The following is a 14733-nucleotide window of genomic DNA, read 5'->3' on the forward strand; positions in this document are numbered from 1 at the left end:
CATGTATTAGGCATGCCGCCAGCGTTCGTCCTGAGCCAGGATCAAACTCTCCATAATAGAAGAAAATGAATAGCTCATTTCTTGCTGACTCGAATCCAAAGATTCTTGTGTGTGTTTCTTTCCAGCCAACCAAAGCTAGCTTAGTTAGAAACGTTTTGCTCAAGTGCGTTAGCACTCTCGCGATATCTCATTGATGTTTTGCTGTTCAGTTTTCAAGGTTCATTCGTGAGAGAAAATATCAAGTTTCTCAAACACTTCATTTGATGTCGTCGTAATGGCGACTTTCTTAATATAACATTTCTTCCGGAAGGAGTCAACAACTTTTTTAACTTCTTTTTCACTCGTTGTTTCTCGCTCCCTGAGGACATGTATTAATATACAACAAGTTAGCACTATAAATCAAGTCTTTTTGAAAAAGAATTTTTCCCGCAGTTTTTTTCCGTCTATTACGAACAGGACAATCCCCGCTATGACAATGATTCCGCCTGCTATTTGGGACATTGATAATGTTTCATTAAAGATATAGAACGCCAGAATAGCTGCTCCAACTGGTTCAAAGAGAATTCCGATGGATATTACATTGGTACTTACCCATTTGAGCGCCCAGTTAAAAAGAGTATGCCCCAACAAATTCGGAATTAGAGCTAGCATGACAAACCAGAACCAATCAGAACCGGGATAAGGTCCAAACGACTCTCCTTTGATAAGTACATAAAAAAACAATGTGATTGTACTAATTGAGTAAACAACAAACGTATAAGTAATAAGGGAGAGACGTTTACGCACATCTTGCCCGAATAAAAGATAGGTGGTGATAAGCGCGCAAGCAATCAATGCAAGCATATCTCCGTAAAAAGCCGTTCCGCTCAGTTTAAAGTCTCCCCAACTGATAATGACACTTCCCGATAGAGCTATCAGTGCGGATAAGATTGTTTTGAAACCAAGTTTCTCTTTAAATATAAAGTACGTTCCGGCAAAAGCGAAAATCGGTTGTAATGTAACAAGTACAGTTGAACTTGCAACCGAAGTGTAATTTAGAGATTCAAACCATAATATGAAGTGAAACGCTAAGAACACCCCAGCTATTGCTGAAAAAGTCCAATCCTTTTTGCTGAGCGTAAAAACTTCATGCCTATACTTCATTAAGAAGAGCGGTAACATGATCAAAACCGAGAACAACATTCTATAGAATGCAATAACTCCCGCATCAGCTGTAGCAAGTTTTACAAATATTGCTGATAGTGCCACGGAAATTACACCGATGATTATTGGTATATAGGGATGAATTGCAGGTCTTTCCACTTCTAACACATCTCTTTCGATAAAATAGGTTACCTATTACACTTTTAAGGTATTAGATAATTATAAGTATAACATGGTTAAAAAGAGAGGACATTAAGGGGGGAAGGCTAATGACTTGGATTGCGAACGAGGCAATGTATCCTGAAGTTTTAATTAAGATTACACTCGCTTTAGTATTAAGTTTAGTAATCGGTGTAGAAAGGGAAATAAAGAAGAAGCCGATTGGATTAAAGACTAGTGCCGTCATCGCCACTTTTAGTTGCCTTCTAACAGTCGTCTCTATAGAAGCAGCTTATCTCGTTCCAGCTCGCGACGATATAAACGTAACAATGGATCCACTTAGACTTGCCGCACAAATTGTTAGCGGAATTGGCTTTCTTGGAGCAGGGGCTATTCTGCGACGGGATAATGACAACATTACCGGTTTGACGACTGCGGCAATGATTTGGGGTGCGGCAAGTATTGGGATAGCTGTTGGGGCAGGGTTCTATATTGAAGCTGCGTTCGCTGTACTTAGCGTGATGTTTGTTATCGAGGTTCTCGCTCCTGCTCTTGGTAAATTCGGTCCAAAAAGACTAAGAACTAAAGAGGCTACTTTCATTGTAGTGTTATCTGATAAGTCGAAGATTGAAGATCTAATTACTTACCTAGAGGCTGAGAGCATGACCATCGAGAATTTACGCATTCGACAGATCATCGGAAATGATAAACAAATCCAACACGAACTAGATTTTCGACTCTCCACACTTCCCAAAAAAGCAACTTCCCTTTTGTACATCGAACTAACGACACTACCTTATATCGAATCGGTTGAAATCGAAATATTTCCATAATGGAGGAAAACTATGAGAGATTTATTAAAACTATTAAAAGAAGGCAACAAGCCTTCCCTACTGGCAGCAATCGTAAATACAATTATCGCCTGTTTAAAAGCTGCCGCCTTCTTCTTCACAGGCAACGTAGCAATGTTTGCTGAAATGATGCATTCCTTTGGTGATGCAGCCAATCAATTTTTCGTGTTCATCGGTTCGGCCTTGTCTAAAAAAGCACCTACCCCAAAGTATCCAAATGGATTTGGCAGGGTAGTCAACTTAGTTTGCCTTGGTGCTGTCATCATCGTCGGAATTATGTCTTATGAAGCAATTATAGGTGGATGGCATCATGTTATTAATCCAGCTGAATCAGGTGGAATTAAAAATTTAGTTATTAACCTGTCAGTTCTGGGCATCGGGATCATTCTTGAATGCGTCGTCCTTTATAAAGCAGGTAAAGAAGTTTTACATGAAGCCGGCATCATTAAGGGCGGTCTTGCACCGATTACCCTTGGGTTCCGTAATCTCAATCGCGCCAAGCCTGCCACTAAATTAGTATTCATGGAAGATTTTGTTGCAACATTGGGTGGTATTCTTGCATTTGCCGCTATACTAATAGCCCATTTCCTAGGATTACTTGTAGCAGAAGGTATTGCATCTATCCTAATCGGTTTGATGATGTTCTATGTTGTCGGCAAAGTGTTCCTAGAAAATGCACGCGGAGCTATTGGAGAAACCGATGAGGAAATGCTTCATCACATTACACATCTAGTTGCGGCTGATCCGGATGTAAAAGATATTCAACGAATTGAAGTTATTAAAGAAGGAGAATTTCTTCATGTTGAAATTGTAGCTGAAGTGGAGCCTACTCTTACCCTCGCTTATATCGATGATGTGCGCGATAAGCTGATGGATATTGTTCTAAATCAGAAAGGCGTAAGAGACGTCCTCATTTCATTCGATGAAGATGATGGTGTTGAATCTACATGGATGAGATCCAATTTACACGGAGCTTCGGAACAGTTTAATTCAAAACTTCCGGAATAAGCACAAAAAAAACCGTCACGTATGGATTTCTCCAACGTGACGTTTTCATATTTCTTACAATGAAGCTTTTAATATTGAAAGCACATCTTCATTATCAAGCCTGTTGAATTTCCCAAGTGGCCCATTAATGGTTGCCTTGTCTGCCATTAATCCCAGTTTGGAATCATCGATATTATAATACGCAAGTGTTTCAGGTGCACCTATTGAGGTCCAGAATGCTCTCAATCGTTCAATACCCTCAAAAGCAATTTCTTCTTCACGTTTCCCTTCCGGCTCGACACCAAATACGTTGACTGCAAGTTTAGCAAATCGTGTTGGATTACTTTTAACATTATGACGCATCCAGTGCGGGAAAAGAATCGCAAGTCCACCCGCATGCGGAATATCATAGACTGCGGATACAGCGTGTTCGATATCATGAGTAGCCCAGTCGCCTTGATATCCCATTTGAAGGAAACCATTCAATGCCATAGTCCCTGCAAACAGAATCGTTTCCCGCAAATCATAATTAGTGAGATCTTCAACCAGCTTCGGACCATTAGCCATGATCGCGCGAAGTACGCCTTCGCACATTTCATCTTGTACGGGTGTGTTTTCAGCATTATTGAAGTATTGTTCAAATACGTGTGACATCATATCAACAATACCGTAAATTGTTTGGTCTTTCGGAACAGATATTGTATATGTCGGATCAAGAATTGAGAATTTCGGGAAATTGAACGGACCACCCCATCCGTATTTCTCTTCTGTTTCTTCATTTGTAATGACAGAGCCTGCATTCATTTCTGAGCCCGTTGCTGCAAGCGTTAAAACTGTCCCAAATGGAAGTGCGTCTTCCGCTAACGCTTTCTTCGTGACTAGATCCCAAGCGTCACCATCGTATTTCGCGGCTGATGCAATCAATTTCACACAGTCTATAACTGAACCGCCCCCTACTGCTAGGATGAAGTCAATATCTTTTTCTTTACAAATCGCTGCACCTTTACGCGCGGTCGAAACGCGCGGATTCGGATCCACACCCGCTAATTCAAATACTTCGTTATTGTTTTCACGTAAAATCGTCATTACTTCATCATAGAGGCCATTCTTCTTAATACTGCCACCGCCATAAACAACAAGCACTCTATTCCCGTAATTCGTTAGTTCTATCGTTAATTTTTGAATTTGGTTTTTCCCGAAAATTAACTTTGTTGGATTGTGAAATATGAATTCATTCATATTATTACCTCCTTCTACTCTTTTCATTATCCAAAACAATAAGCAAGTTTGCAATTCTAAAGGGTGCGTATGAAAACACTATTGTTACGATACTGGGAAAAATCATAAAAGGCATCTCCCGCTTAATAAAACGGGAGATGCCTTTTATATTTAACTTATGCCCAACCACGGAAACGTGATGCTTCTGCAGTTTTACGTACACCAATCATATATGCTGCTAGACGCATGTCTATGTTACGGGTTTCTGCAGTTGCATAGACGTTATCAAATGCATCAACCATTTTTTTCGTCATTTTTTCACGCACTTCTTCTTCAGTCCAGTAGTACCCCATATTGTTTTGGACCCACTCGAAGTAAGAGACTGTTACGCCTCCCGCACTTGCAAGAACATCAGGTACTAAGAGAATTCCACGTTCTTTAAGGATTCTCGTTCCTTCACTCGTTGTTGGTCCGTTCGCTGCTTCAACAACGATTTTAGCCTTGATATCATGTGCATTTTTTTCAGTAATTTGGTTTTCAATTGCTGCAGGAACTAGGATATCACAATCAAGTTCAAGCAATTCCTGATTTGTTATTGTGTTATCGAAAAGTGTTGTTACTGTTCCAAAGCTATCGCGACGATCAAGTAAATAATCGATATCTAAACCATCCGGATCATGAAGCGCTCCGTATGCATCGGAAATTCCGATTACTTTTGCACCTGCGTCGTGAAGAAATTTGGATAAGAAACTTCCAGCATTCCCGAAACCTTGAATAATAATTTTCGCACCTTTCATATCGATTCCACGACGTTTTGCCGCTTCATTGATAATAATCGTTACGCCTTCCGCAGTTGCCCGGTCACGACCTTGTGATCCACCAAGAACAATCGGTTTACCTGTAATGAAACCAGGAGAATTGAACTCATCAATACGACTATATTCATCCATCATCCATGCCATAATCTGAGCATTTGTAAATACATCAGGTGCTGGAATATCTTTATTAGGTCCCATTACTTGGCTTAATGCACGAACATAACCTCGGCTTAGGCGTTCAAGTTCACCCATTGACATTTCACGGGGATCACAGATAATTCCACCTTTACCTCCACCATATGGTAAATCGACAATACCAGCTTTAAGCGTCATCCACATTGACAGTGCTCTAATTTCATCAAGCGTCACATCTGGATGGAAACGAACGCCGCCCTTTGTCGGTCCAACTGCATCGTTATGCTGTCCACGGAAACCCGTGAAAACTTTAACCTTGCCATCGTCCATTTTAATTGGAATACGCACTTCAACCATACGAAGTGGTTCTTTTAAAAGTTCGTACATTCCTTCATCGTAGCCTAATTTATCAAGTGCATCTTTATATAGTTCTTGAGTAGACGTAAACAGATTCAAGTTTTCACTCATTTAACGGTTCGCCTCTTTGATTCATAATTTTTTCTATGCATATATTGTAACATATCAGACACTTATTTGGACAAAAAATTTATTTTTTGAAAACTTTTTTTATTCTAACAAGTGCCCACTCGAGTTCTTCTTTTGTAATAATAAGCGGTGGAGCAAATCGAATTACTGTATCGTGCGTCTCTTTACAAAGCAAGCCGAGTTCTTTTAGCTCTTCACAGTATGGACGTGCAGCTTCTTTCAATTCAACGCCGATGAATAATCCGCGCCCACGTACTGATTTTATAGTCGGATTATCAATTTTCTTTAACTCTTCCATAAAGTAATTTCCAAGTTCGAGAGAGCGTTTCGCCAATTGTTCTTCTTCCAACACTTCAAGAGAAGCAATGGATACTGCGCAAGCCATTGGATTTCCACCGAAAGTCGATCCGTGTGATCCAGGATTGAATACACCGAGAACTGCTTTGTCAGCCAACACACAAGAAATCGGGAATACTCCTCCACCTAGTGCTTTACCCAGGATGTACATATCTGGTTCCATGTCTTCCCATTCACATGCAAACATTTTACCAGTACGGCATAGGCCGGCCTGAATTTCATCTGCTATAAAGAGGACGTTGTTCTTTTTACATAATTCACGCGCTGCTTTCATATAGCCTTCAGGGGGAATAATAATACCTGCTTCACCTTGAATCGGTTCAATAAGGAATGCAGCTGTATTCGGAGTGATTGCAGCTTCAAGTGCCTTGATATCACCATAAGGAATAAGGTTAATGCCTGATAGCATCGGACCGAATCCGCGTTTATATTCAGCGTCTGATGATAAAGAGACCGCTAACATCGTACGGCCATGGAAGTTTCCTTCGCATGCAATAATTTCTGCCTGATTTTCTGCTACTCCTTTAACATCATAAGCCCAACGACGTGCCGCTTTAATAGCTGTTTCAACAGCTTCAGCGCCTGTATTCATCGGAAGCGCCATTTCTTTACCTGAAAGTTTACAAACTTTTTCATACCACGTACCAAGTTGGTCATTATGGAAAGCACGTGACGTAAGTGTAACTTTATCGGCTTGGTCTTTAAGTGCTTGAATAATTTTCGGATGACGATGGCCTTGATTTACTGCTGAGTACGCAGAAAGCATATCCATGCATTTATTGCCTTCCGGATCTTTTACCCAAACCCCTTGCGCTTCAGAAATAACAATTGGTAGTGGATGGTAATTATTTGCCCCAAATTTCTCCGTTTTGAGAATTATTTTTTCTGAGACTGACACTTATTTACCTCCTTTGATTATGTAAGTCAGGCCAATCAGCAGATGGGCTTGTTTATCGGTGTCTAGCTCCGGGCGCCCTTAGCTTTTCTTATAGTGTTTCTGACGTTGTTTGCCCTTGCATATGAAGTTGCAAGTAATCCGGACCGCCGGCTTTTGAATCTGTCCCTGACATATTGAACCCACCAAACGGTTGGTAACCGACGATTGCACCTGTGCAACCACGGTTGAAGTAAAGGTTACCTACGTGGAAATCTTCACGAGCTTGTTCAATATGGAAACGGTTATTCGTAATGACTGCGCCTGTCAATCCATAGTCTGTATTGTTGGCATATTCAATCGCCTCAGTGAAGTCTTTTGCTTTCGATAAGCCGACAACAGGACCAAAGATTTCTTCTTGCATAACACGACCTGTTGGATCCAAGTCCGCAATTACTGTTGGAGCAACAAAGAATCCTTTAGAACTGTCTCCAGTTCCGCCTGCGACAATCCGTCCTTCTTCTTTACCAATTTCAATATAGCTCATGATTTTGTCGAATGAAGCTTGATCGATCACTGGACCAGTGAAGTTTGAGTTGTCTTCTGGATCGCCATACGTCAATTCTTTTGTCAACTCCTCAACGCGCGCGACAACTTGGTCGTAAACGTCCTCATGAATAATCGCTCGTGAACAAGCTGAACATTTTTGCCCACTAAAACCGAACGCTGATTTTACAATTGATTGTGCGGCAAGTTCCAAGTCAGCTTCGTTATCAACAACGATTGTATCTTTTCCGCCCATTTCAGCGATAACGCGTTTCAACCAAATTTGACCTTTATTCACCTTAGCTGCACGTTCATAGATACGTGAGCCTACTTCACGAGAACCGGTGAATGAAACAAAACGTGTTCTAGGATGATCAACTAGGTAGTCGCCAACCTCAGCACCAGATCCAGGGATGTAGTTTACAACTCCCGCTGGCATTCCTGCTTCTTCGAGAACTTCTATGAATTTGTATGCAATAACCGGTGTTGTCGATGCTGGTTTAAGAAGAACTGTATTTCCTGTAACTAATGCAGCAACTGTTGTTCCAGCCATGATTGCGAAAGCGAAGTTCCATGGCGAGATGATTACGCCCACTCCAAGAGGAATGTAGTCAAAGCGGTTGTATTCACCAGGACGGCTTACAACGGGAATACCATTTTTCAAATCTAGCATTTGGCGAGCATAGAATTCCATGAAATCGATTCCTTCAGCTGTATCGGCATCTGCTTCGTTCCAAGGTTTCCCTGCTTCCTTCATAAGGAGTGCTGAGAATTCGTGTTTACGGCGACGAATGATTGCAGCAGCTTTGAATAGTACGTCTGCACGGAATTCAGGTTTCACTTTTTTCCATGTGTTGAATGTTTCATCTGCAACTTTCATTGCTTTTTCGGCAAGGTCTTTGCTTGCTTTCGAAACGCGACCTATTACTTGCTCTCTATTAGAAGGGTTAGTTGAAACCAATTTTTCTTCAGTCATGATGCGTTCCCCACCGATGATTAGTGGATAATCCTGTCCTAGATAACCTTCAACCACTTTTATACCCTCAAGAAAAGCTTGTTTGTTCTCTTCTACTGTGAAATCTGTAAATGGTTCATGTTTATATGGAATCATATTATTCCTCCTCTTCAGTAGTAGGACGCAAAATTTATTTGCACTTTGTATTTGATTACATATATAATAATGCAAAAGATTGTTGCGGATATCAAGCATTATTCATTATTTTTTTAAAAATAGGAGTTGGAAGGTGATTACTTTGAAGAATATCGACATTTCACTCTTCCCTTTTTTTCAGTTTGCGGTGCGTCGCGCAGCGGCTGGTATACATGCAGTTGATAAAATCGGAAGAACTGTCATCTATAATGAAAAGATGAAAGAAATTGAAGGACTCGCACTTGAAGATGTCGCTGATCGGTCAATTTTAGAGCTGTTCAATTTTGACCTGGAGGAAAGTACACTTTTAAAAGTTTTGCAAAGTGGCAAAGAGCAATTAAATGTAAAACAGACTTACTGGAATAGGAACGGTACCGAAATTACAACAATTAATGATACGTTTCCGATTTTTGACAACGAAATTCTAATTGGAGCCGTAGAACTAGCCCGCGACGTTACGGCACTTGAAAGATTTATTCTTCAACCGTTTAGAAAAAACAGTGTTCCAGTGACATTCAATCAGATTATTGCTTCCTCACCTTCTATGAAAGTGGTGATTACGACTGCAAAAAAAGCAGCGCGAGCAAAATTACCTGTACTATTAATCGGTGAAACCGGAACAGGTAAAGACCTTATCGCCGAGAGTATACATAATGAATGCTCTACTTCCAACACACTATTTTACACCCTATTCTGCCACAGTTCAGACCTACTAGCATTAGATCGTTTAGGTAAAGATTTGAACGTACCAGAACCATTAACTCTTTTTTGCGAGAGAATCGATTTGCTGTCCATTCCACTGCAACAGAAATTACTAGCGATACTATTAGAAAACCCTTACAGCAATAAGCAATTCATCGCGAGTATCGGGGATGATCCAGTGGAATTAATCGCTTCGGGGGCTTTATTGAAAGATTTGTATTATTTCTTTGCTTCTTTCACCATTCGAATTCCTCCTTTAAGAAAACGGAAAGAGGATATATTACCTTTCGTTTTGGCTTATTTAGAGCGTCGGAGTGAACGGTACGGTTCTACACTTAAAGGGATTACTGTGGAGGTTGAGGATTTATTCCTCGGATATGAGTGGCCGGGAAATATGCGAGAACTTGAATTTCTTCTGGATGAAATCTCTTCTATTGCCACTACTGAGATGGCCATTACATATGATCTACTACCGTTACATTTCCGGATGAAAGGCGCAGAGATTACCGAGGAACCGACGCAGGCTACGGACTTTATTGTGCAGTCCGATAAAGAGTTGTTGCCGCTTGATCAGTTTTTGCGTGAAGCGGAAGGCTATTATTTAAAAAAAGCGATGAAACTCAATAATGAAAACATCACAAAAACTGCACAGGCACTTGGCATGAGCAGACAGAATTTACAATATCGTTTGAGGAAATTAAAAAAATGAGGGAGAAGGCATGTTTGCCTCCTTCCTCATTTTTTCTGTCCAGCTTCAGCGCCTAGCCCCTCGAGTCGCTTCAGTCTTGCTGATAAAGGCAAAGAACGCCTTTATCTTCAAACCTTCCAGCAGGGACGGATTGAACTTCATCCCTCTTTATTGCGACACGACGTCGCGCACTTAGACTGCCTTCCTTTTGGTCCGCTTATGCCTGTCGCGCCTTAGCGGCCGCTTACGCTTTTCTTCATTGCCCTGATTTTTCAATCCAGTCTTGGAGTTTTTCTTTCAGTGAGTTGAATCCGTCTGCATCGCTTTCATCGACGCGTGCTTGCAATGATTTACGTGGACGGTCGTCTTTTCGGATGGTAGCCGGTGCTTCTTGAAGAGCTCTAATGGACAAGCTGATTTTTCCTGCAGCTTCGTCGACCTCTAGTACCTTTACTTGTACTTCCTGCCCCACAGTTAGAAATTCATTGATATCTTTGACAAAACCATACGTAATTTCAGAGATGTGGACAAGTCCTTGTGTTTCATCGTCAAGTGCTACAAATGCACCGTACGGTTGGATACCCGTTACTTTGCCGGAAAACTCTTCTCCTGCTTCGAATTTTTGCGCCATGTAAAACAGCTCCCAATCTATTTTGGTATCGATTCTGCCCTTAAGGCCACTTAAAATTATATCATGTTTGAAGTGACCGGGCAAAAATTCGACAGCTTGAAAGGGTTCAACTTTATTACACTGCCACACATGTTAATCCTCAAATTCGTGCAGTAAAAGATCTAAGTCCGCATGACTGATTCTCCATACATTTTCATCTTCCAAAACCATCTGAACCAAATATGCTGTCGTACTTCCTTGTTGAAATCCAATCGAACCTGTTGTTTCTCCGTCACTATTGAAATGCAGACCATCGTAGCTATCAATTGCTATTTCCACTAGACTCCATTGAGCAGTGTATTCTTCGAGCGTAGCCGTATTATTTTTGGTGCTATAAAGCCGCCACATCGTCTCGGAATCTTCTCGCTCATTTGCGTACAAGTATACCCCGATAATGACCAATGGACTGATTCCTTGCAGTGTGGATTGGTCGTAATTTGATGAAAATGAATGGTACGTCTCTTTAACTAAGTCCTCGAAGAAGGTATCGGGGAAAGACACACTTTCAAAGCCAGATGGATTTTGTCTAAATCCTTGCATGCTAAACGTATCGAGTCTCCCGGATTTTGCAAGTTCCAATGCTTGATGAACATCGTAGGCTTCTAATCGGCTGTGACTATTCGATTCCGTCCAATCCGTCGCTTTCATCTCTGAATTAATTGTTTGCATGAGATAAGCTGCTGGTGAACTCTTTCCAGCACTAGCGATTCTTTCCCATCCTGCTCGATAATCCATTTTCACTTTACCGTTAGTATCGAATACCTGATCAGGCTCCGTTCCCCCAATGATTTCGTAAAAAAGTTCACTGTACGACCAACCCAGGTTATGAAATACTTCATCCGTAAACGTTGTGGCTAATAACGTTTTTTCTATTTCTAGTAAATAGTCGATTGAGTCTTCTAGCGGATGCACAAGACCCGGATACATAACCAACGGCGTCGCTTCCAAACCCGTCAAATAGCCGCTAAGATCGGGGTGGATAGAGGATCTAATTTTAGCGCTATGCTCATTCTTTTTAAAAACAGGAGCAATAGGCGCCCAGTTTTTTATGGACACCGGATACATATTTTGCTTAATCATGCCATCCAAGGCAAACTGTAAATCTTCAGGATATGTATCCTTTCGTTTCATGAATCCTTCAATATCTATGATTCCGTTATCTACTGCATCCTCGATAATCTGTTCGTGTTTGTAGAGAATCGAGAAATAGGTTTGTTGAATTAGGTAAATCTTTTCCAAATAATCTAACATAAATTCATTGCTCTTTTCCAAGTCGTCTGCAAGCGATTTTTTAAATAACCGTTTAGTCATCTCAGATGGCAATTCCAATGACTTGATTATTTCCCCATACTCTTCTTCTACCTTCTTCTTATTCAAGGTACCAGTGTTACTCATAACACCTTCGTACCGAAGGATCATAGACTCAAAATCGGCTCGTTCTTTCTCCCCATAAAAAACATGGTTAAATGCCTCGCTGCCTACAGTCGGTTCAGTCAGACCCAGTTCGGTGTAGCGATTTCCGACTTCTTTCTCAAATGATGCCTTTAGCCTTTCAATATATTTTTCGGCGGCAGCCTTTTTATATTCCTCACTTGTCACAACAGGAACAATCAGCAGTGATAGAAGGACAAGGACTCCCACACTCCAAGAAATCATAGCCTTCTTTGAAATCGATTGTGCCGCTTTCCCAGTCGTCTGAACTACCTTCTGCGACTCTTCAAAAACCTGTTCTTTTCTAAATGTAGTTTTTAATCGTCCATACGATTTAGTAAGGAATTCAAGCCTCTTTTTTAGCGACGCGATTTCCAGGTCGTAAAATGCTTCCGCAATAGCTTGTTCAATTGTTTCCTCAGTAGTATCCAAAATTGCTGCAATGCTTACATCATCCAGGTGATGAAATTTCGAGAGAATAAACGGTACTTTCCTATCTATTTCAAGCATAACAATCTTGATATGCAATTCCTGATCCTCTTCAAATAGAAATATCGGTTCATTCGGTGTATTGGCTAGTCGCGTATTTGATAGAATATTTACTGCATGTTTATATAAAGTCTCAATAAGCGGCTTTTCAAAGTCATGGGATTCTAGCTGATTGTGAAAGTTCCTAAATGTTTCCCCCGTTACATCCACCGCTTGTTTTAACGGACAGCCATACTGTACGGCGAAACGCTCAATGTCTCCCGAATAGATGTTCATCCATTGTTCAAAAGCGTCAATTTCGCCAGCCCTCACCTTTTGACTCAACTCGGCATCTTCCACAGGCACCCCTCCAGTACATAATTCTAATTATTTCAATTATATCAAAGATTATCCTGTATTGAAATTTGTTTCACAATCCGAAGTTATTTTATTGTAAAAAATAAGCCATACCCATTTGAATGCGGGTACAGCTCAACAGGTTAGACGATACATTTCGCCTCGTATTTAATCGCTAGCAACTTATAAGAAATTTGTACACAGTTTTCAATCGGAATCCATTGCTCATAGGTATGTTCATAAACTTCCCGAATTCGCTTTGCAAGGTCTGTAGGATGATCAAGTCGATGTAAATCCGCTACGATATCGACAATTTCAAGTGCATACGCTTTTGGTCCGACTTCGAATGGGTCCCATTGTTCAAGAAGTGCAACAGCCTTTTTATTCATTTCAATTGTATGCACGATGAGTCACCTAATTTTTCTCATTATTTTAGACTATGATAACATAGAAAAGAAAAAAGAAAAGAGGGATTTCCATGCATAACTTTGAACTTGTGATTGAACGACGTAAAACACGTTCTGCAAAATGGGACTTAATGGAAATGGTCTATGGTATTGAAGATGCATCCGATATTTTACCGATGTGGGTCGCGGATATGGATTTTGCCGCTCCTGAAGTTGTCGTAAATGCCATGAAAGAACGACTCGACCATGCCGTATTCGGCTATTCTTACATTCATGATGAATGTAAAGATGCAGTTAGCTCATGGCTTTCTGAACGTCATGGTTGGGAAACAAAAAACGAATGGATGTTATTCCACCAAGGTGTTATTCCAGCCATCGCTTCAGTAATTGAAACGTTTACAAATCCGGGTGACGGAATCCTAGTCACTTCCCCCGTCTATCCGCCGTTCTTCCAACTTCCCAAACGTCAAGAACGGAACCTGGTCGAATGTATCATGAATGAAGTGGACGGCGTTTACTCCATCGATTTTGAAGAATTCGAGAAAAGCCTTCAGCAAGATGTAAAACTATTCATCTTATGTAATCCGCATAACCCTGGCGGCATCGTCTGGACAGAAGCCGAACTGAAAGAAATGGTGCGACTCTGTACAAAATACAATGTACTGATTTTATCGGATGAAATACACTCAGACCTTGTTTTCTCAGGACATAAGCATATTCCACTGGCTGCCGTTGCTGGCGAAGAAACCGGACGTATCATAACATGTGTTGCACCTACGAAAACGTTTAACCTTGCCGGAATTCAAGCTGCTGTAATGATTGCGACGGATAAAGATGTGAGAGGAAAGCTTTCACTAAATGCCATGGCACACGGCCAGATGGGATTGAATTCATTTGCAAGTGTCGCTTTAACTGCAGCATACAAGGAAGGCGGACCTTGGCTTACGGAGCTGTTGGAAATAATTTCACACAATATGGATTATGCAATTCTTGAATTAACAAAAGCAATTCCTGGTTTAAAAATAGCTAAACCGCATGCGACATATCTTCTTTGGATTGATTTCCGTGGTACTGGATTTTCAGAAAAAGAAATAATGGACAAGCTTTTGAATAAAGGGAAGCTTGCGCTCGAACCTGGATCGAAGTACGGAGAGGCTGGACGTGGATTCCTTCGTATGAATATGGCAACACCATTGTCAGTTGTCATAGATGGCGTCAATCGCTTTATCACTGCATTGAGTGATTGAGATAGTTGTAATGAGAGATTACTCATTTCAACAAAAAAA

The 14733-nt window shown here is 40.9% G+C and carries 12 protein-coding genes; 4 read left to right on the top strand and 8 right to left on the bottom strand.

What is annotated here, in order from left to right; all coding sequences use genetic code 11:
- Positions 1-399 precede the first annotated feature (399 nt).
- Complete coding sequence (locus AC1TO4_RS13945; protein ID WP_482105838.1) at positions 400-1302, bottom strand: DMT family transporter; 903 nt, start codon at positions 1300-1302, stop codon at positions 400-402.
- A 110-nt stretch (positions 1303-1412) separates the two neighbouring features.
- Between AC1TO4_RS13945 and AC1TO4_RS13950 the strand changes: the two genes are divergently transcribed.
- Both AC1TO4_RS13950 and AC1TO4_RS13955 read left to right on the top strand, forming a co-directional pair.
- Positions 1413-2135, top strand: a complete 723-nt coding sequence (locus AC1TO4_RS13950; protein ID WP_482105839.1) for an MgtC/SapB family protein — start codon at positions 1413-1415, stop codon at positions 2133-2135.
- Positions 2136-2147: 12 nt separating this feature from the next.
- A complete protein-coding gene (locus AC1TO4_RS13955; protein WP_482105840.1) occupies positions 2148-3161 on the top strand; it encodes a cation diffusion facilitator family transporter in 1014 nt (337 codons plus the stop codon).
- Positions 3162-3215: 54 nt separating this feature from the next.
- Here AC1TO4_RS13955 and AC1TO4_RS13960 read toward each other — a convergent pair whose 3' ends face one another.
- The 4 genes from AC1TO4_RS13960 to pruA all read right to left on the bottom strand — a co-directional run bounded on the left by AC1TO4_RS13960 (position 3216) and on the right by pruA (position 8685).
- Positions 3216-4379, bottom strand: coding sequence for an iron-containing alcohol dehydrogenase (locus AC1TO4_RS13960; RefSeq protein WP_482105841.1), 1164 nt, complete (start codon positions 4377-4379; stop codon positions 3216-3218).
- Between the two features lie 155 nt (positions 4380-4534).
- Positions 4535-5779, bottom strand: a complete 1245-nt coding sequence (locus tag AC1TO4_RS13965) for a Glu/Leu/Phe/Val family dehydrogenase (RefSeq protein WP_482102209.1) — start codon at positions 5777-5779, stop codon at positions 4535-4537.
- Between the two features lie 79 nt (positions 5780-5858).
- The gene (locus AC1TO4_RS13970; RefSeq protein WP_482105842.1) at positions 5859-7052 is read right to left on the bottom strand and encodes an ornithine--oxo-acid transaminase; all 1194 of its coding nucleotides are present in this window, start codon (positions 7050-7052) and stop codon (positions 5859-5861) included.
- A gap of 88 nt (positions 7053-7140) precedes the next feature.
- Entirely contained in the window at positions 7141-8685 is a 1545-nt protein-coding gene (gene pruA / locus AC1TO4_RS13975; protein WP_482105843.1) for an L-glutamate gamma-semialdehyde dehydrogenase, read from the bottom strand.
- A gap of 133 nt (positions 8686-8818) precedes the next feature.
- Between pruA and AC1TO4_RS13980 the strand changes: the two genes are divergently transcribed.
- Positions 8819-10135 carry a sigma 54-interacting transcriptional regulator gene (locus tag AC1TO4_RS13980; RefSeq protein WP_482105844.1) on the top strand — a complete coding sequence of 439 codons (1317 nt, stop codon included), beginning with the start codon at positions 8819-8821 and terminating at the stop codon, positions 10133-10135.
- A gap of 235 nt (positions 10136-10370) precedes the next feature.
- Here the strand turns inward: AC1TO4_RS13980 and yugI are convergent, their stop codons facing one another.
- The 3 genes from yugI to AC1TO4_RS13995 all read right to left on the bottom strand — a co-directional run bounded on the left by yugI (position 10371) and on the right by AC1TO4_RS13995 (position 13444).
- Positions 10371-10745, bottom strand: coding sequence for a S1 domain-containing post-transcriptional regulator GSP13 (gene yugI, locus AC1TO4_RS13985; RefSeq protein WP_482105845.1), 375 nt, complete (start codon positions 10743-10745; stop codon positions 10371-10373).
- A gap of 132 nt (positions 10746-10877) precedes the next feature.
- Positions 10878-13043, bottom strand: a complete 2166-nt coding sequence (locus tag AC1TO4_RS13990) for an RNA polymerase sigma factor (protein WP_482105846.1) — start codon at positions 13041-13043, stop codon at positions 10878-10880.
- 140 nt (positions 13044-13183) lie between these two features.
- Complete coding sequence (locus AC1TO4_RS13995) at positions 13184-13444, bottom strand: DUF1871 family protein (protein WP_482105847.1); 261 nt, start codon at positions 13442-13444, stop codon at positions 13184-13186.
- Between the two features lie 74 nt (positions 13445-13518).
- On the opposite strand from AC1TO4_RS13995, the gene AC1TO4_RS14000 reads away from it, so the two are divergent.
- On the top strand, positions 13519-14694 hold the full coding sequence (locus tag AC1TO4_RS14000; RefSeq protein WP_482105848.1) for a MalY/PatB family protein: 1176 nt from the start codon (positions 13519-13521) through the stop codon (positions 14692-14694).
- Positions 14695-14733: the final 39 nt, after the last annotated feature.

The sequence above is a fragment of the Sporosarcina sp. Y838 genome, assembly GCF_056786515.1.

Excerpts from the sequence above, each read along its gene's own strand:
- AC1TO4_RS13950 (WP_482105839.1), top strand. The coding sequence starts at position 1,413 with ATGACTTGGATTGCGAACGAGGCAATGTATCCTGAAGTTTTAATTAAG.
- AC1TO4_RS13955 (WP_482105840.1), top strand. The coding sequence starts at position 2,148 with ATGAGAGATTTATTAAAACTATTAAAAGAAGGCAACAAGCCTTCCCTA.
- AC1TO4_RS13960 (WP_482105841.1), bottom strand. The coding sequence starts at position 4,379 with ATGAATGAATTCATATTTCACAATCCAACAAAGTTAATTTTCGGGAAA.
- AC1TO4_RS13965 (WP_482102209.1), bottom strand. The coding sequence starts at position 5,779 with ATGAGTGAAAACTTGAATCTGTTTACGTCTACTCAAGAACTATATAAA.
- pruA (WP_482105843.1), bottom strand. The coding sequence starts at position 8,685 with ATGATTCCATATAAACATGAACCATTTACAGATTTCACAGTAGAAGAG.
- yugI (WP_482105845.1), bottom strand. The coding sequence starts at position 10,745 with ATGGCGCAAAAATTCGAAGCAGGAGAAGAGTTTTCCGGCAAAGTAACG.
- AC1TO4_RS14000 (WP_482105848.1), top strand. The coding sequence starts at position 13,519 with ATGCATAACTTTGAACTTGTGATTGAACGACGTAAAACACGTTCTGCA.